This window comes from Mucilaginibacter sp., from assembly GCF_039935595.1.
Classification (GTDB): Bacteria; Bacteroidota; Bacteroidia; order Sphingobacteriales; family Sphingobacteriaceae; genus Mucilaginibacter.
This window is the reverse complement of the sequence record NZ_JBDTJZ010000129.1, coordinates 1-20,301: the sequence shown is the minus strand read 5'-3', so window position 1 is coordinate 20,301 and position 20,301 is coordinate 1. Positions and strand designations below refer to the sequence as shown.

Below are 20,301 nucleotides of genomic sequence, written 5' to 3'. Positions count from 1 at the left end.
CCTAACATAGGTTACATTGGTTTGCCATCCTGTGCTTGAAAAAACCGTATTCGGCGCAGCATTACCTTGTATAAGCAAAGGGAACTTACCAACTATAATAGTGCTGTTTCTGTCAAATGGGTTACTATAGTAGCTTGAGTTATCAAATAGATACTGTGATGTATTTTGATTTGGCAACCACTCGCGCATATAGCTGCCCCCTGACTGTTCAAACGTAAACATTGAACCACCTGTAAAATCAGCCCTGAAGTCGAACCCTTTATAATTTACATTAAAACCAAAACCAAAGCTTAATATTGGTTGCCCGCCATTTACCTGGTAAGTCTCCCTGGTTTGGTCAAGATAATTTATAAAACCATCGCCATTTACATCTTTGTACATAAAATCGCCGGGTCTCACGTCTCTGTTACCATGACCATCCTGGTCAATTGGGTAATGCTGTATTTGGTCCCAGTTTTGAAATTGTCCAACAACCTGGTATTGAAATGGCCCGCCATTTAATCTGTCTACACCATAGGCCGTTCCGCTAAGACTACTCAGATTGGTTGACTGTAGTCCACGAAACCTGGCGAAATCACTGTTGAAAAGTTGGTTGTAACGGAAACCTGTTATACTTCTGCCATAGCTAAAGTTACCGTTTATGCCATAACTTACCTCGCCTATACGGTCCCGCCATGCAAAGTTACCATCAACACCGCGGTTTTTATCTGTGTTTAGGTTTGCCTGCCCTGCGCTAAAACCTACTACGTCAGGTAATATTGCACCTGAAGAAGCAGGAATACCTGTACGGGTACGGTTAAAATAATCTAAAGTAATACTTAAGCGGCTTTTTAACACGCTCATATCAATACCAACATCACTTGAATAGGTACGTACCCAGGTTAGATAAGATGGAGGTGGATTTACCTGTGTACCGGTAACAATAGTATTGTTCAGTACTGATGAGCCTTGAGAATAAGAATAACCCGTCAAATAGGTATTTCCATTGCTGGCACCTCCTAAAATACCATATGATGCCCTAATCTTAAAATCGTTAAAGATGCTTAGGATCGGGGTTTTTTTCCAGAAATCTTCCTGAGAGATACGGTAGGCTACTGACGTAGTCGGGAAGAATCCCCATCTTTTCTCAGGGGTATAGTCAGATGAACCATCATAACGTCCAGCACCCTCAACAATGTATTTTCCTGCGTAGTCATAAGTTACTCTTGCTATATAACCCTGGCTTGGTTGATATACACTGGGGTCATCTTCTATAGTGTTACCATAGGTATAATTTGGCAGGTAGCCAATATTATTAGCGGGAGGCGCACCCACAACCCTTATACGTGGCGCATAACTCAGCGTGTACTCTTCACTGGCAGTTGCGCTGAAATTGTGTTTGCCTATAGACTTTTTATACTCCAACTGAAATTGTGTTGAAGTTTTGTCAGTATTTTGCCAATTGTGATCAATACTCCGTGCGGGAAGAGAAAATGAATCTGCAACATAGCCATTTACAGCATCATATGAATACGTTGGATTTGACAGACTGCGCGAATCAAACTGATTATTCAGAAATGAGTAGCTGGCCAGCACACGTGCCTTAAGGCCGGGTAAAATGTCTAACTCTAAATTACCGGCTATTTGAATATTTCTCCTGGTAGTTGATACTACTCCTGATGTCAAAGGGTTTACTAAACCATAGCTATATGTCCAATCGGTAGGAGAAGTATTTTGAGGGTACAAAGAGTTACCATTAGCATACGGCCCCGAGATTGGATTAGTATACGGCACCCCTGGTCCCGGTAAGATTGGCACGTTTTTGTATGCTGCATCAGACTGCCAGGTAAATTCATCGCCCGGAACATTGGTAGTTGATGTTTTTGACCAGTATCCGTTCATTTGCATACCAAATCTAAGACGCTTGCTAATATTAGTATTAAAATTAGCCTGAATATTTTGACGCTTAAAACCATCACCAAAGTCACGCAAGCCTACGTCTTGTTGTAAGGTAGTTGCGCTAATATAATAGTCTGAGTTGTCTGTTCCGCCTGAAACAGAAAGCTTTGCCTGGTATTGTGGTGCACTCTTATATATATATTTATACCAATCAAATCCCGTATAACCCGGGTCGCCATTCATGACGTGGTTATAGATGTCCGGGGTTATAGTTCTAGTGGCAGAACTTACTTTACCATCACCGTAAGTTTCGGATTGTACAATACCTTTAACATAACTTTTTATATCGCCGGGCTTATTAAAATTGGTAACAGTTTGCGTACCATAATAGGTATCAAAACTAATAGTTGGTTTTTGGCCGCGTTTACCTTTTTTAGTTGTTACAACTATTACACCGTTTTCTGCATTGAAACCGTAAATAGCAGCCGAACCGTCTTTTAAAACGTTTAATGATTCAATATCATTATAGTCCAGGGAGTTAAAGGCATCCATATCGCGTCTTACACCATCAATAATAATAAGGGGGTCGGCACCAAAATTACGTATACGAATTGTTGGTGTAGCACCCGGCTGGCCGGTAGTTTGCCTAAAGTTAATACCCGCCACTTTACCTACCAATGCACCTGAAGCTGAAGTTGCTTTGGAGTGTGCAAGATCTTCGCCGCTAAGTTGTGTAATTGCGCCGGAAAGTGTAGCCTTCTTTTGGGTTAAACCAAAACCGGTAACTACAACTTCGTCTAAGTTACTGGTTACTTTTGATAATTTAATATCCAATACAGTTTTGGTTCCTACTTGAATTTCCTGGGTAGTATAGCCTAAATATGATACTATAAGCACAGCATTATTGTTAGGCACATCTACGGTAAACTTACCGGAAATGTCAACAACAGTTGCAATACTCGTACCCTTTACTCTGACGGTTGCACCAATTAAAGTTTCACCCGTGCCTTCGTCAGTAACTAAGCCGGATATTTTAATAGCCGCTGCTTGTTCATTTGCCGTGTAATCTGCTAGTTTATTTAATGGTGCAATTACTATCAGGTTATTATCCATTACTTTATAACCTAAATTTAAACCATCTAATATTTTATCGAGAACATCTGTAATGCTCTCATTATCAGCAAAAATTGACACCTTTTTATCGGCAGGCGTATTTCCATTGCTATAGGCGAAATGATAACTGCTTTCATGTTCAATCGTTGAAAGCACTTTACTTAGATTAGTATTCTTAAAATCAAGGGAGATCTTAGTTTGCGAATAAACATCTGCAAATGCACCAATATTAAAAATCAGTATAAAAAATAGGGTCAGCTTCATGATTAACAGACGCTTAAAAAGGTAATATTTATCTAACACCCTAGACGAGTGCATAAAAATTTTCATAACTTTAAAAATTAAGGTGAATAACAACAGGTAGCCGTTCCAACAACATCTGCTGTTACATATAATATGGTCATCTTATTAGCGGGATTAACCATTAGGTTGTCCCGTTTTTTTTTAAGTCTCTTTTTATATCATAGGCATTTTATTTTGAAATGTAAAAAATTAAACCTTTCTTTTTAAAATGAAAATCCTCTGTAAAGCGCAAAGACTCAAGCGCTTCTGTAGGGGTTTCTCGTTCAAACATTGCTGTAAACCTCAGCTTTTTTAACGCTTCGTGCTCAAAAACTATCTGTATTCCGTACCAGCGCTCCATGTCGGTTGCTATTGATTCAAAATCTTCGTTTCTAAACACCAGTTTGTTTTTTAGCCATAAGGTTTCTACAGCGGCACTGTCAATTTTAGGGGAGTAGGTTAAATTGGTAAGAGAGTATAGGGGCTCTCTAACAGCAGCGTTTAATTTCTTGCTGTTGATTGGTATATTGGTTTGGTTTTGTACTGGTAAATTGTTTTGTATTATTAACTTTTCGCGTGGCTTAAGTATAATGCGATCTGAAACACGATCATTAAGTGTTACCTCTATTGAGCCATGAATAAGCGAAGTTTCGCTTTGCGACTCGTTATCATACGACTTTATGTTAAAAACAGTACCAAGTACCCGTACATTCATTTTTTTTGTGTGAATAATAAATGGATGTTCGCGGTCTTTATGTACTTCAAAAAAAGCTTCGCCGTTTAAATATACTTCCCTGTTTTTATCGCCAAAGGAAAGCGGAAATTTGAAAGTGGTACCCGAGTTAAGTGTAACAGTTGTACCGTCTGGTAAAACCAACCGCTCTTTGACCCTGGGTGCAGTAGTTTTAGTTTGCCAGTTTGATGCAAGTACCGTTTTATCAGAAGATAAGTACCACAAATATAAGGTTGTGGCCAAAACCAAAATTGCAGCCACATATCTTAGTATGGGCCATAACTTAAACCGGCCCTGTTCGGTATCAGATTCTGCGGCATCATCAGTATCAACAGGTTGCTCGGCCGCGCGGATGGCATCCATTACTTTTTTAAAATTTGCCTCGCTTGCTTTATATGCTGATCTGTCGCTGTTCCAATATTCTCTTATTACTGCGCTTTGGGTTTTATAAAGAGGGTTTTGTTGCAATAATAGGTCAAGCTCCTGCGTTTCAGCGGAAGTTAGCCCTTCTGTCAACTCCTTTGTGAGCAACTCAACAAAGCGTGGTTCTACCATATTAAAAAAGAATACTATTGGTTTAAGTTAAGGACAATAAAAAAAGGAGAATTGCCTACAAGGCTAAAAAAAATATTTTCGCAAAGGCCAGCAACATCAAAATGTTCAATAACGAATCGTTGCCAATTGAAGAACGCACAGAATAACCCGCTAACGAAACGCTAAGCTTTTGCATTGCCCTGCACAATTGGGTTTGTACGGTACGCGGCGATATATTTAAAATTTCTGCCACTTCTTTATATTTCAAGCCATCTTCTTTTATTAGTTTGAAAATAATGCGGCATTGCTGTGGGAGGGCGTTTATGGATTGATCCAGGTAAAAATGCAACTCCTTCTTTTCAAGTTGAATATGCGGATTAGCAGTGTCAATTAAATTTGCTTCGCCCGAATCTTCAACCGGCACAACATGAATGGAAGAATATTTTTTAAGGTAATTTAGCGATTGGTTTTTTACGGCTACAAAAAAATAAGTATCAGGACGCTGTATGTGTTGCATGTTACCGCGGTTAATCCAACTTTTTACAAAAACTTCAGTTACTATCTCTTCTGCCTCCTCCTTTTGATGAATATACATCATACTAAATTTTACCAACGCGTTATACAGCAAATAATAAAACGACTCAAATGCTTTAACGTCATCGTTAAAACATACCTGTTGCCAAAGCGACAAAATATGGTCCTTTTTATTATCCAAAATTTTAAAAATAAGCACGGGGGTGCAGTTATAATTGGTATTTCTTAAAAATCAAATATATATCTTCATACTTACTTTTTATTATTTTTTATTGTTTTTTATTCATATTATAATTGAGGGCCTCATATAGCCAACACTTTTACACATATATCTATGATTCAGTGGGTGATCCATAGACCATTAATTTACTATAGATTTCGAAAATAAAACTAATCATACTATTCCGAACTAAAAATTACCAATATAAAAATAGCGGGAAATACAGAGGTCTAATAAATGCTTAAAAAAACTAAAAAAGTTAATGACCCCTAAAAATATTAATAATAAATAACTGGACATCAATAATTTATTCTATTCATTGATACGGAACTTAGAAAAAATATTTTCTAACAAAACAATCATCGGTTCCTTATAATGTGTACTATTGCATAACCCGTTCTTTTAAATTCATCATTACTAATCATCAGTTGCCGTGGCAACCCTTATGGATACCAAAAGCTTAACAGCGCAACTAATTATTGCTAACCAGGAAAAAGCAAAGTTTGAAGCAAAATTGATCCTCGCTAATATTGAACTCGATTTACAAAACGAGGAAAAATTAAAGCGCGCCGCCGAACTAATCATTGCCAACAAGGAACTCGATTTTCAAAATGAAGAAAAAGGGAAGCGGGCAGCAGAACTCATTTTAGCTAACAAAGAGCTGATTTTTCAAAACTCCGAAAAAGAAAAGCGCGCAGCAGAACTAGTGATTGCCTATACGCAATTGGATGTACAAAACCGCGAACGTGAAAAACGGGCGGCAGAACTCATTTTAGCCAACACCGAATTGATCTTTCAAAACCAGGAAAAGGAAAAACGGGCCGCCGAATTAATTCTCGCCAATAAAGAGTTGGTCTTTCAAAACCAGGAAAAGGAAAAGCGTGCGGCTGAATTGCGTATTGCTAACCAAGAGTTACTTTATCAGAATGAAGAAAAAGAAAAAAGAGCAAATGAACTGGTAATTGCTAATAAAAAACTGGTCTTTGAAAATCAGGAAAAAGTGAAACGCGCCGCTGAGTTAATCATCGCCAATATCGAACTGGACTATCAGGACGGAGAAAAAGAAAAAAGAGCCGAAGAATTGATCATCGCGCTAAAAGAACTGGATTTTCAGGACGAGGAAAGAGGGAAGCGCGCTGCCGAACTAATTATTGCTAACAGGGAAGTATTGGTGCAAAAGCAGGAAAAAGAAAGACGGGCCGTAGCAGAGGCGAAAAAAGATGAATTCTTTAACATGGTTAGCCATGAATTTAAAACGCCTTTAACCAACATTAAGGCCATTAATCAGTTGTTGGAGCTAAAGACAAACAAGGCTGACAACATCTATCCATTTATAATTAATGCGAATAACAGTATCAAACGACTGGAAAAACTGATTGAAGACTTGTTAGATGTGACCAAGATCAATTCAGGCCAGATAGACCTGAATATTACCGCATTTCACTTTTCGGACGCATTGACCAATGCCATTACCAGCGTTCAACTGATCTCGCATAAACACAATATTTTACTGGAAAACACTATAGACTTGATATATACCGGCGACCAGTTCCGAATTGAACAGGTGCTTATCAACCTCTTAAACAATGCCATTAAATATTCACCGGACGCTAACCAGGTGATTGTTAAGGCTAAAATTGATTCTAACAATATTATAGTTCAGGTACAGGATTTTGGAATTGGTATTGCCGCAGCAGATATTGATCAGTTGTTTCAGCGGTTTTACAGGGTAAGCAAAACAGCAATGAATTATCAAGGCGTGGGTCTTGGCTTGTATATTGCCTCGGAGATTGTCAAAAAGCATCAGGGTACTTTTTCGATTGAGAGTGCCCCAGGAAAAGGCAGCAGTTTTTTCTTCAGTTTACCCTTAACTCCGTTACCTGTGGCGCCATTGCCAAATTGAATTTAATTTGGGCTGCTTTAGAAAAGAAGGAAAACATCCTATATTAAGGTTATATATAATATAATTCTGCACTCACGGTGGGCAGCCTATCATCTCCCCCACCCATCATTTTTCGGATTTATCCAAAAAATTATTTACCTTTTTCTTCGCTGCTTTTTTTATCCGGCGGGCTGGAAAGCTCGTCGTTCTTAGAAATGTTTTCGGGTAACATGATCTGTATTTCTTTTTGTGACTGTGCCAATTCAATTCCTGCCTCATCAAGGGCAATATAAATTTCGCGCATAACCCCGCTTTTTAATTGCAGCCAGCGGCTGATCTCTTCTGCCCAGAACCATACCCGAAACTCAATTGCGGTGTCACTAAAATTATTTAGAAAGATAGCCGGTGGGGGCGATTTCATGATATCCTTATGCCCATTAACAATCGACGCCAGTAATTCCTCAGTTTTTACAACATCCGAGCCATATGCAATTCTTATAATAAGTTCAACCCTTCGGTTATTATTTGAAAGCGTCCAGTTAACTACATGTTGAGATATCAGGTCTCCGTTGGGTACAATCAGTTCTGATCCGTTTCCACATTCAATTTTGCTTGATCGGATGCCAATTTCCTTGATTGTGCCGGATATTCCACTCACTTCAATAATATCGCCAACTTGTACCGGCTTTTCAAATGCAAGGATAATACCCGATACCAAGTTGTTTACAATATTTTGTAAGCCAAAACCAATACCTACTCCTAAGGCGCCAATAATAATTGTAACTCGGTCCATAGGAATGCCTGCAGCTGTAACCGCAGTAAAAAAACCAACCACAAACACAGCAAGCCTGATAAGGAGAATAGACGAACGTGTTTTCTTATCCTTAGCAGTAAGTTTTGTTTGCTGCCCCGCAAAATCGTAAAAGTAACTAATTACCCGTGCCAATAAGCCCGAAACCCAAATTACTATGATAAATATTAAAACGCTTCGGAAAGTGAATGCAGTGCTGCTAAATTGATATGGATGGTTTAAAAAATCGTTTGCGCTATCGTATAAATAATCATCGATAGTTAGGTTCTTAGCCAGCGCCAACAACCATAATATTACCGATAGCTTAATTAATACTTCTTTAAATTTGGTTTGCACGATCTTGAAGTCAACAAACGACACAAACGTTTGACTGTCTGAAGTTTTATTTGCTTCTAACTGTAAAAACAAGCTTTCCATTAATATTTGTACCACCAGGTAAATGCCCATTGCCAGGCAAATATTAAGCGTTGCGCTAATACCGATTAATTTAGCTAAACTAAATCTGCCGGTAATGTGCAGGATAACAGCCAAGGCATGTAAAGCAATAAACAACTGTACTGCAAGCCTTGAATGCTTTGGTAAACTCTCGTTGCCGGCTTTGATTTCCTTTAAAAACCGGATAGATTGAAATATAGTGAACGCCGATATTATAATTAACAGAATGCGGTCAGGCACCGTATTCAAAATAAGCAAACTGCTTAAAGTACTCAAAATGGCCAAAACAAAAAGAACCAGCCAAAATTTGTATACAGGCGCAGGCCAGCTATCTTTTATTAATGGCCCTGCTGCAGCCATCAACACCAAAACCATTGTATCCGAAAATATTTGTGCAGCATGGTCGTAAAAATATGGTGCGAGTACGGCAACGAGAAGAACTGCAGAGAGGAAAGGGTGTTTAAATAGATAGCTGATTTGTGAACTAATGTGATGATGCAAATTGCCCGATCTGGCAATTTTTCGTTTGCTGGCCAAAACCCATCCTATAAAAAGCACAAATACCAGGATACAGATAGTATGACCAAAATAGTTAGCTTTACTAAGAATAAAAAACCTGTAGAGGCGATAATCGAGTAAGAAACTTTTTGCCAATGCTGTATCGACAGAAGTAGTATACCCCGGTTTCAAATCCCAAATATAACCGGCTTCGTTAGTCAAGGCTTTAAGTGTAAACTCATGCACCCTCAAGTCAATACTCTCGTCAATATCTATTAGCAGGATAGTTAAAGAAGAAACCCGATTTTCCAGTAAGCCAATATTTATGATGGCCTTTCCTGCTTTCAAATTTAAATCGTCCCACTGCCGGTCCAGGCTTTGTACCTGTAATTTATACTTTACTTTTAAATTGCTGTCCAGGGGCGATGATCGCAAAATTGAATCTTTTTTAAACTCAACAATCTCGTCACTAATTTTATCAAGTTGATTGTTATAGTCTGTTAACTGATCTTCCCATGTATTTAACTGTTTTTTTAGATGATCTATTACACCACGGATAGAAACCAGGTAACTTAAGGTAACGCGATTATTAACAGCTTTTCTCGTGCGTTCCATCTGCTTTTCCAACACCGGCAGTTGTTCACTAATTTCTGTTGTATCAAAACCACGGGCTAAATCGGCGTTGGTTTCTACGTATATTGATGCATAATCTTCAATTTTTCCGGCAAGAATATTTACAGAGGCATCCGAATGCCGGAATGACCTGATAACTGAATCGCGTTTCAATACGCGTTCGCGCAGCGAGTCGCGTAGTGTGCGGTGCTGTTTCTTTTTAACTTGGGCAAAGCATGCCGTTGTTATAAAAATGAGTACTAATGCCAAAAGTAACTGCCGCAACATGATTATTGGTTTACACATCATAAGTTTCATAATCAAGTTTAAATTACTGAATTTACAAACCGTTTACACACCGGATTGTTTATGTTGTAATATTATTAATTATGTTTAGTAAAATACCCAAAATCAAAAATCAAATTTTCAGTCAGTAATGCTTTTTATTAATTACCTATTTTTCGATACAAAAAGCAACTAAACATTGATTACCAATTAATTGTAAACAATAATTTGAAAATTATTGGATTTGGGTGATATTAAAAGATGATAAAGAATATTTACGATTCAAATATTTTAGAAATAAGATCGCTTATTTTTTTGCGCATCTGTAACTGCAATATTTTACCTCATTCTAATTTTTCTCCTACTTTTTAGGCCATGTAAAAGGCCTATAGCATACAACGCAAACTTTAGAAGGTAGGTTTTGCTTTTTTACACCCTTCATTTATATGCCTCTCCAATTCATCTAAAAAAATTTCGACCAAACCGTAAAACAAATTAATGAAAGCGTTCATAGTAGGCCGCGTCTAGTGCTTCGCGGTGATCTGGATGCGCCAGTTTTATCAATTCCTTTGCGCGCTGTTTAAGGCTTTTACCAAATAAATTGGTGATACCATACTCCGTTACAATCCATTGCACATGGCCACGTGTAGTTACTACGCCTGCGCCTTGGTTTAAGAAAGGCACTATACGCGATACACCTTTTGATGTAACAGACGGGAGGGCTATAATAGCTTTACCGCCAACAGATAGCGAGGCTCCACGCATAAAATCCATTTGCCCGCCAATACCCGAATATTGATAAGTACCAATAGAGTCGGCACAAACCTGCCCGGTCAGGTCAATTTCAATTCCACTGTTAATAGCAATAACTTTAGGATTTTGTCTAATTATACTGGTATCATTAACATAGCTGATATCCATTACACGTATTGCCGGGTTATCATCTACAAAATCATATAATCGGCGCGTTCCGGCCATAAAGGCTGTAACGGACCGGCCAATATTTAGTTTCTTTTCACTATTGTTAATTACTCCACTTTCAATAAGCGGGATTACCCCATCAGAAAGCATTTCGGTATGGATACCCAAATTTTTATGGTGTGCTAAATTTTTAAGTACCAGGTCGGGTATGCTTCCAATGCCCATTTGCAGGGTTGCACCATCTTCAATAAGAGAAGCTACGTTAACAGCGATGTCGGTTATCGCTTTACTGCCCCCATCCGCATAGTTTAACTCCGGCAAATCAGCTTCATGCCAAATCATCGCATTAATTTTACTGACATGGATAAACCCATCGCCATGGGTGCGAGGCATTTTTGGGTTTACCTGCGCAATAATATATTGTGCAACATCAACAGCTGCACGGGCAATATCTACCGATGTGCCTAAAGAACAATAACCATGCTCATCCGGCGGCGAAACATGGATCATTGCCACGTTAATAGTCCAGTTAGCACTTTTAAACAATTGCGGTATTTGGCTTAAAAAAATTGGGACATAATCGCCATCCAGGCTATTGGCAACCTTACGGGTAGCTGCAGAAACAAATAAGGAATTTACGTAAAAGCTTTTACTGTATTGGGGATTGTCAAAATCTACATCTCCAAGTGTGGTAATACTTACCAGTTCTACTTGCTTAACATCCTGATGACGGACCTGCAAAGCTTTAAGTAAATGGATAGGTGTAGCAGCACTACCGTGAATGAATACCCTATCGCCGGATTTGATTATTTTAACAGCCTGTTCAGCTGTAATATAGTTTATATGCACACCACTTTTAAATTAGCTATTTAAATTTTTTGACCAAACCCAATTATTAGCACGAACATACGCAGTCTGAAAGCAACTTCACAATAAAAAGACTATTTGTGACAGCTATCACTTATTTAATTCAGCCGTATTTTCTAACGTAATAATAAGTTCATCTTTTCTTTCAAATTCCGGTGCATAATCAACTAAAAATCATTAGTTCTTCTTGCGTTTATTGTAGAAAATAAATCTTTAATTAAATGTAATACATAAGCAGATTTAATTTCTGAAGCGATTTGTTTATTCGACTCTTAAAATAGTAAAGTGTTCTTTACAAACATTAATCATTTTTTAGATAATAATGAATTTGAATAAAGCAATTAATTCATTTAAACTACAAAGATAGCTTCCCTTGGTAATAATCTAATACTTTAACGCGAACCAAATAATCATATCGGGCGCTTATCAAAGCGCTGTTGGCTTGATCAAGGTTATTCTTAGTTAAAACAAAATCCACCGAAGTAATTACTCCGGCATTAAATTTTGCTTCGACCGCGTTGAATGAACCGGTAAAGGCTTTTACCTGCTCAACTAATATCTGGTAACTGTCAAAAGCAGCCATTGTATTTAAATAAGCTTGCTCAATATTTTGCTTCAACTGAATTTGTGTGCTTTGCTCGGTAAATTCGGCATCAAGCAAATTTATTTTAGCTAAGGATATTCGGTTTCGACTTTGAAAAGCGCTGAATATCGGGATGCGTAACCCTAAACTCAAATAGGTTGCATAGTTGTTTCTAAACTGGCTGGTATAACTTATAGGTTCAGACCCGCTTGAATAATTGGTATTTAAACCTCCGGACAACGACAACGATGGAAAAAGCCCCCCTTTTGCTACCCTTACTCCCTTTTCGGCACTTTCGCGGCGTAGTGTTGCTGCTTTTACCATGGCAATATCATGCAGGGCGGTATTGTAAATTGCATCCGGGGTAGTAGTATAGATTTGTAAGTCTGTCGAATCAAATCGTTCAACATTAATGTCTTTATCAAAGGGTACGTTCATAATTTGCAACAACACAAGCTTAGCCTGATTTAAGTTGTTTTTTGCATTAATAAGCGAGAGTTGGTCAGTAGCCAATCTGCCTTTAATATCATAAACATCTGATGGTTTGGCGGCACCGGCTTTATCTAATATATCCAACCGTTCAACTTGTTTTTGTGATACTACTAACTGGTTATTGGCCTGCACCAGTTGGTCTTCGCTATTTAAAACCTGCAAGTAAGCATTGATAACATTTAGCGTAACCATTTCTTTTACCTGCTGAAGATCCATTTTACCGGCCTGATAGGCCAATGATGCCTGCTTAATGCTATTTTGCATAGACAGTCCGTTAAATAACACCAAACCGCCGCTTAAGCCATAATTAGCCGTTGTAATTTGCTGGTTAACATATGTGTAGGATGTGGGGTCAACACTGCGCCCGCTGTTTATGGTATGAGATACACTGCCTGAAAAATTAGGCAATAAATTTTCACGCGATTGCTGCAAACTGATCTGAGCAATTTGTGCTTGCAGATCGGCTTTGCTAACACTAAGGTTATTTTTTATGGCTATATCAACACACTGGGGCAAAGTATAGGTGGTTTGCTGCGCGTTAGCTATACCTGTAATAACCATTAACCAAACCAGCATTATTTTTTTACGTAACAACATAACTAAATATTATGCGAGGAATCAACCTTGCCATCCAATAAATTAATGATCCTTGAACCGTAGGCGGCATTTTTTTCGCTATGCGTTACCTGGATAATAGTTACGCCATCTTCCTTATTTAGCTTGCGAAACAGTTCCATGATCTCTTCGCCTTGTTTTGAGTTAAGGTTGCCGGTAGGCTCATCAGCCAATAATAGTTTCGGTTTTGCTATAAGCGCCCGCGCTATACCCACCAATTGCTGTTGCCCGCCGGATAATTGCGCCGGAAACAGATCTTTTTTACCTACAATTTGAAAACGGTCCAGCGCATCGGCTACTAAGGCTTTACGCTCGCTTGAGCTTACATTTTGGTATATCAACGGTGTTTCAATGTTTTCATATACGGTAAGCTCATCAATTAAATGATACGCTTGAAATACAAAACCAATGTATTGCTTGTACAGGGCCGAACGCTGTTTCTCTTTAAGCTGATGCACTATCTGGTCCATAAAATAATAGTACCCTTCGGTTGGCTCATCCAGCATGCCTATAATATTCAACAAAGTTGATTTACCCGAACCCGACGGGCCCATGATGGATACAAATTCACCCTCGTTAATATCAAGGCTGATATTTTGAAGTACGGCAGCTTTGTTGCCGCCATTGTTATAATATTTGGAGATGTTTTTTAATGATAGCATATGGTTGTTGATTTATAATATTTATTTAAGATAAGTTACCTTCAAATTGGCGAATTGCCCGTCAGAATTATTACCTGCCCATAAACCCAACAACCCGCTTTTATGATCATTGAGCTTTTTAACAACAAGGCTTGGTGTGGCATTGCCGTTTACAAATATTTTTATTTGTGGAGAATTTATTTCTATACGAACATGGAACCATTCGCCCGGATTGGGTGATGGTTTTATATCCCTTTCATATTGGCCGTTAAATTTTTGGCGCAGTACCTGCCACGGATATTCAGGATGCGAAGCATACTGTATGGAGTGGCTACGTTTAACTGAGTCGGCCGCCGGGAAGTTAAAAGGGCGGAAGTAAACCACATCGAACGTTTTGGTATCAGTAAGACCATGAAAAGCTATGCCCAAAAAGCTTTGTTGCTCAACATTCTTTCCCCGCATATCCAATTCAATAATACCGTTTGTAAAAGTTACACCATTTAGCCAGGCAACACCCTCGCCCGCATCAGCAGAAAGCATGACACCATTTTTTTCATGATTTGGTAGTTCACTTACCTTGCGATTGGTTGTACTAAAGCCTTTGGCTGATAGTATTTTTGATAGATCATAATTTATACTATGTTGGGCCAAAGCGCTTTGGCCGGCCAAAAGCACCGTTAGTATTATGATGATATATTTATTTTTTTTCATAATCACTCGCTTTTTAAACTTTTAACGGGATTAGTAAGCGCGGCCTTTATTGATTGAAAACTCACCGTAATAAAAGCTATAGACAATGCGATTATACCCGCTATGGCTAATATCCACCAATGGATACCTACCCGGTAGGCAAAGTTTTGCAGCCATTGGTGCATCATATACCAGGCTACAGGCAGGGCTATCAGCATAGCTATGAAAACCAGCTTTATAAAATCGGCGGATAGCATGGTTACTATATTAGCCACGCTTGCGCCTAATACTTTGCGGATACCTATTTCTTTGTTGCGCTGCTCGGCGGCGTAAGCGGCCAGGCCAAATAAGCCCAGGCAGGCAATTATAATAGCTAATGAGGTAAATATGATAAACAGTTGCCCCATGCGTTGCTCGGTGCGGTAAGCAGCTTCAAAGTCGGCATCCATAAATGAATATTTAAACTGTGCCGATGGAGCGATGGCTTTCCATTTATTTTCAATTTGGCTAAGCAGGTTAGGAAGGTTAGCGGTTTGCACACGAATGGCCAGATTTCCGTTGTCATAATCTAATTGCATTACCACCGGAGTAATATTTTGACGTAGCGAAGTAAAATTAAAGTCTTTTACTACACCTATTATTGTAAAGGGCTTCATGGTATTACCATCCTGTTTGTACAGCGTTTTATTTATAGGATCAGTAAAGGCTAAAAACTTAGCGGCGGTTTCATTAATTACCAGCGCGTTTGAATCGGTAGGCATCTGGGCCGAAAAAGCGCGGCCCTTTACTATTGTCATACCTAATGTTTTTATATAGTCATTATCAACGTGCCATGCTTGTGGGAATATGGATTTTTTGGGATCTTTAGTAGCATCTTTAAAAAAAACAGATGTATTTCTGTTTGCCGATGTTGGCAAAAAACCTGTTAAAGTAGCATTTACCACACCGGGTAATTGCTGTATTTCCTGTTTAAATATTTTGGCACGGTTATTCAGCTCCCATGCGTTTTGTATTACCAAAACCTGATCGCGGTTATAACCTACGTCGCGACTTTGCATATATTTTAACTGGGTGTATATAACCAAAGTGCCGATAATCAAAAATATAGATACAGCAAACTGGAAAACAACCAAAAAACTGCGCAAACCGCCACCTTTAAATCCGCCCGTCAACTTACCCTTAAGCACATTAACCGGTTTAAAGGCTGATAAAAATAAGGCAGGGTATGCTCCCGCCAGGAAACCAACAACCAGTATTTCTATCAATAAAGCAGGCACCAGCCAGCTTAATGTAGGTGTATCAATAACTATATTTTTATCAGACAGATTATTAAATGCAGGCAATATTAAAACAGCGGCTATAACGGCTATAAGCGTTGCGGCAAACGTAACCAATACAGATTCCATTAAAAATTGGGCTATTAAATATTTGCGTGGCGACCCCAACACTTTACGTACCCCCACCTCGCGCGCACGGCTGGCTGACCGTGCCGTAGAGAGGTTCATGAAGTTAACACACGCTATTATTAAAATAAATAAGGCAATGGCCGAAAATATATAGATGTATTGCGTTGTTCCGTTAACACCAAGCTCACCTGTCATATTTGAATGCAGGTGTATGTCAGTTAATGGCATAAGGCTCATTTTAAAATAACTGCCTTTTTTTTCAAAATCATCAATGCTCATGCCAACCGCTTTTTGCATTTCCTGACCGCTATACTTTCTTAATAGTTGCGGAAAACTTGCTTCCAATTTTTTATAGTCAGCACCCTTACGCATTAACACGTAGGTGTTATAGTCGCTTCGCAGCCATTCGTTAGTACGGCTATCCGGCCATGAAATCATCGCCATCAAAAAATCAGCATAAAAATGCGATTGCCTGGGTATATCTTTTATTACACCGGTTATTTTTAGACTCCCGTAATTTGGAATGGTTAATTGTTGGCCTATTACGTTTAACTTATTAAAATATTTGAGGGCTGCCGATGCGGAAATGACAATAGTGTTGGGATCTTTTAAAAGAGTAGCCTTATCGCCATAAATTAAAGGCAATGTAAAAACATCAAATACAGATGGGTCGGCAAATACAACATTATTTTCCGGTAAATATTCATCTCCCTTTTTAATAGAGATGGCAGCCCTTTTTATCCTTACCGCATTTTCTACATCCGGAAAATCATTTATTAATGTTTTAGCCAGTGGCGGCATGGCAACTGCGTATTGCACCTTATAATCGCCCAGTTTTAAGTCTTCATTTACACGATATATCCTATCTGCGTTTACGTTATAACGGTCATAGCTTAACTCATCAACCACATAAAATACAATCAGCAAACAGGTTGCCAGCCCCAGGGCCAGGCCTAAAATATTAATAGCGGTAAACCCTTTGTTTTTAACCAAAGTCCTGAAAGCTGTTTTGATGTAATTTTTTATCATGATAAGGTTTAGGTTAGGTTTTATTCACTTCGTAAACTGTTAACTGGGTTAGCAACTGCGGCTTTAATGGCTTGAAAGCTTACCGCAATTAAGCATATTACTATACTGGCCAGCATGGTAATTGCAAACACCCATATGCTTAATGAGGTATGATAAGTGTACTTGCCCAGCCATTGGTTAATATTATACCAGCTTATTGCCGAGCCGATTATAAACGATAGCATTACCAGCGCGATAAATTGCTTTGACATATTAAGCCATAAACTACTGATACTGGCCCCTAATATTTTACGTATGCCAATTTCCTTTTTGCGTTGCTCGGCACTAAATAAGGCCAATCCAAATAACCCCAGGCACGAAACAACTATAGCTAGGCAAGTAAAACCAACCGACATGGTACCGAGTAGCTTTTCGGTTTTAAATTTATTTCCAAACCGTTCGTCAATAAATTTATACTCAAAAGGATAATTGGGATTGTATTTTTTATAGATGGTTTGCAATATGACCAGGCTTTTTGATACGGGAAGTTTAGGGTTTAGTTTTAAGGCGATATTATCTATCCAATCTTTCATAAAACCTATTATAGCCGGTTTAACAGGTTCATAAGGCGATCCCCATACAAAATCCTTAACAACACCAACTACTGTACGCGGTTTGCCTTGCCAGGTAACCAATTGGCCCAACGGGTCTTTAAGACGCATCATTTTTACTGCTGCTTCGTTTAAAATAATGGCACTGCTATCCGCGGGGCGTGCCAGGTCAAAATCCCGGCCTTGCGCCAATTTTAATCCGTAAGTACTCATAAAGTGATAGGTAACTACCATTTGGTCAATAGGTAGTTTATCTTCGCCGGGTAATTGATTAGGCCACTTCACGTTCCAGGTAGAGCCATTTATATTAACAATGGTACCAGATGTTATTGCCCCATCAATAATAGCTCCGGCATTTATGGCATCTTGCCTAAAACTTTCAAAGTTCTTTTCAAGTTCCCCCTCCACCCGCAGCTCAATCAAATTATTCCGATCATAGCCAACAGGGCGATCTTTAATATAGCTGATCTGTTTGTATATAAAAATGCTTGACAGGATGAGACAGGTAGTAAAAGTAAATTGCATCACTACCAATATGTGCCGCGGCCTTATTGTTGCCTTTCCGGCAGTTAACTGTCCTTTTAAAACTTTAACAGGATTAAATGATGATAAAAAAAGAGCCGGATAGCTACCTGCAATTAACCCTGTTAGTAAGGTTACGCCCATAGCGGCGGTCCATGCCACCATATTTTTATAAGGCAGTGCCAGTTGTAGGTCAATAATATTATTAAATACGGGCAACAATACAATCATCAATAACAGTGATAGTAAAAATGCCATGAATGCCATCAATACCGATTCGCTCAAAAATTGATATATCAATGCAAACCGACGAGCGCCAATTGCTTTACGAACACCTACCTCGCGTGCGCGGCGCTCTGAACGTGCCGTACTCAGGTTCATGAAATTTATACAAGCTATCAGCAATATCCCAATAGCCAGCCACATAAATAGCTTTACATATTCAATACTTCCGCCGGCATTAACGCCATTTTTAAATTTGTCATATAAATGATAACGGGTAAACGGATATAGAAATGGCTGGTTAGCTTTATTGTCAGGGTCATTACGTGCGATGATATTTTTTAGCTTTAAATTGACCGCAGCCAGAGAGGCTGTTGGTTTAAGCATAACATAAGTATCAAAATTGTAATTACCCCATGATGAAGTGTTTATCCATTTTTGTTGTACGGCGTATGTTTGCCATGAAATAAGTACTTTAAAGTTAAATGATGAGTTTTGTGGGTTATCCTTTATAACGGCGCTTACCTTTAAAGGATATTTGTTGTCATATTTTATGATTTTACCCAAAGGATTAATATTGCCAAATAATGTCTTCGCCGCTGACTGGGTTAGCACAATTGAAGAGATGTCAGGAAACGCGCTCCGGCGATTTCCGTAAATAAAATCAAAGCTGAACATGTCCAACAGGGATTCGTCTGCTGCCATCATCTTGAGTTTTATGCCCTTATCCTGATAATTAAACAACACATCATAAGTTGCACTGGCACGTGCGGTTTTATCTACTTCGGGAATATCTTTTTCAATAGCTGATGCAAGTTGCACCGGAGTAGGTGTGTCGGTATTAATATCGCTATTACTTACGCGGTTTACTAAAACCCTGTATAAACGATCGCTGTTAACATTAAATCTATCAAAACTAAATTCATTATAAACATACAGTAACAGCATAAAACTTACTGTCATGCCAATGGCCAACCCACCAATATTTATAATACTGTAAAACTTATTTCGGGTTAAGTTGCGCCAGGCTATTTTGATATAGTTTTTTATCATGATGGTTTAGGTTTATTCGCTTCTTAAACTTTTAACAGGGTTGGCGAGCGCCGCTTTAACAGAGCGGATGCTGACGGTTACCAATGCAATGGCTAACGACCAAATTGCAGCCGCAGCAAACACCCACCATTGAATATCTATCTGGTAAGCAAAATCCTGCAACCATTTGTTCATGATATACCAGGCTATAGGGGCTGCAATAAGCATTGATATGATAACCAACTTTAAAAGATCGGCTGAGAGTAGCTCGACAATATTTGCTACGCTGGCCCCTAATACTTTACGTATGCCTATCTCCTTAATTTTTTGTTGTACCGTAAGAGATATCAATCCGAATAAACCCAGGCAGGCGATTATTATAGCGAGTGCCGCAAAAGTGCCAAATAATTGCCCAACCCGTTTGTCAGCAGTGTATAGCTTTTGCAGATTGTCATCAACAAAAGAGAACTCAAATGTTTCATTAGGATAAAAAGTATTCCACTTTTTTTGAATAAAGGCCAACGTTTTGCTAATATTTGCAGGCGCTATGCGTACATACAAATGTCCAAACTCGGCTTTTGGGTCACAGTGAATTACTACGGCAGGTATTTTTTCGTGCAGACTTAGTCCGTTAAAATTAGCCACCACGCCAATTACTGTTCCCTGAACGATAGAGTTATCTATAACCAGGTTGTCTTTATATTTAACATTCAGCGTTTTAAATGCTTCCTCGTTCATTATTATTGATTCGCTGTCATGAAGCTTTTTATAGTTAGGGTCCTTATAAGGCACTCCTTTCATTACTGCCTCCATATCACGCATGTCTGTTGCATTACTTCGCGAAAAGGCACGCCCGTAGATAACATTGATGCCC

At 38.7% G+C, this 20,301-nt stretch carries 13 protein-coding genes; 1 reads left to right on the top strand and 12 read right to left on the bottom strand.

Going from position 1 to position 20,301, the window contains the following annotated elements:
• From ABI367_RS08775 to ABI367_RS08765, 3 genes are all read right to left on the bottom strand, one after another.
• On the bottom strand, positions 1–3,255 hold a 3,255-nt coding region (locus ABI367_RS08775; RefSeq protein WP_462228742.1), incomplete at its 3' end, for a SusC/RagA family TonB-linked outer membrane protein.
• Positions 3,256–3,463: 208 nt separating this feature from the next.
• Entirely contained in the window at positions 3,464–4,561 is a 1,098-nt protein-coding gene (locus ABI367_RS08770) for a FecR family protein (protein ID WP_462228740.1), read from the bottom strand.
• Between the two features lie 55 nt (positions 4,562–4,616).
• Positions 4,617–5,255 (bottom strand): RNA polymerase sigma-70 factor, encoded by a 639-nt coding sequence (locus tag ABI367_RS08765; protein WP_462258069.1) that lies wholly within the window; start codon positions 5,253–5,255, stop codon positions 4,617–4,619.
• Between the two features lie 484 nt (positions 5,256–5,739).
• Between ABI367_RS08765 and ABI367_RS08760 the strand changes: the two genes are divergently transcribed.
• Positions 5,740–7,197 carry a sensor histidine kinase gene (locus ABI367_RS08760; protein ID WP_462258068.1) on the top strand — a complete coding sequence of 486 codons (1,458 nt, stop codon included), beginning with the start codon at positions 5,740–5,742 and terminating at the stop codon, positions 7,195–7,197.
• A gap of 130 nt (positions 7,198–7,327) precedes the next feature.
• Here the strand turns inward: ABI367_RS08760 and ABI367_RS08755 are convergent, their stop codons facing one another.
• From ABI367_RS08755 to ABI367_RS08715, 9 genes are all read right to left on the bottom strand, one after another.
• Positions 7,328–9,820: a mechanosensitive ion channel domain-containing protein gene (locus tag ABI367_RS08755; RefSeq protein WP_462228734.1), complete on the bottom strand. Its 2,493-nt coding sequence runs from the start codon at positions 9,818–9,820 to the stop codon at positions 7,328–7,330.
• Positions 9,821–10,178: 358 nt separating this feature from the next.
• On the bottom strand, positions 10,179–10,259 hold the full coding sequence (locus ABI367_RS08750; protein WP_462228744.1) for a DUF2256 domain-containing protein: 81 nt from the start codon (positions 10,257–10,259) through the stop codon (positions 10,179–10,181).
• A 53-nt stretch (positions 10,260–10,312) separates the two neighbouring features.
• Positions 10,313–11,587, bottom strand: a complete 1,275-nt coding sequence (locus tag ABI367_RS08745) for an acetyl-CoA hydrolase/transferase family protein (RefSeq protein ID WP_462228732.1) — start codon at positions 11,585–11,587, stop codon at positions 10,313–10,315.
• A 373-nt stretch (positions 11,588–11,960) separates the two neighbouring features.
• Positions 11,961–13,277 carry a TolC family protein gene (locus tag ABI367_RS08740; protein WP_462228730.1) on the bottom strand — a complete coding sequence of 439 codons (1,317 nt, stop codon included), beginning with the start codon at positions 13,275–13,277 and terminating at the stop codon, positions 11,961–11,963.
• Between the two features lie 2 nt (positions 13,278–13,279).
• Positions 13,280–13,957: an ABC transporter ATP-binding protein gene (locus ABI367_RS08735; RefSeq protein WP_462228728.1), complete on the bottom strand. Its 678-nt coding sequence runs from the start codon at positions 13,955–13,957 to the stop codon at positions 13,280–13,282.
• Positions 13,958–13,978: 21 nt separating this feature from the next.
• Positions 13,979–14,647: a family 16 glycoside hydrolase gene (locus ABI367_RS08730; protein WP_462228726.1), complete on the bottom strand. Its 669-nt coding sequence runs from the start codon at positions 14,645–14,647 to the stop codon at positions 13,979–13,981.
• Positions 14,648–14,649: 2 nt separating this feature from the next.
• On the bottom strand, positions 14,650–17,061 hold the full coding sequence (locus ABI367_RS08725) for an ABC transporter permease (RefSeq protein WP_462228724.1): 2,412 nt from the start codon (positions 17,059–17,061) through the stop codon (positions 14,650–14,652).
• Positions 17,062–17,081: 20 nt separating this feature from the next.
• Positions 17,082–19,448 (bottom strand): ABC transporter permease, encoded by a 2,367-nt coding sequence (locus tag ABI367_RS08720; RefSeq protein ID WP_462228722.1) that lies wholly within the window; start codon positions 19,446–19,448, stop codon positions 17,082–17,084.
• A gap of 12 nt (positions 19,449–19,460) precedes the next feature.
• On the bottom strand, positions 19,461–20,301 hold an 841-nt coding region (locus tag ABI367_RS08715; protein ID WP_462228720.1), incomplete at its 5' end, for an ABC transporter permease.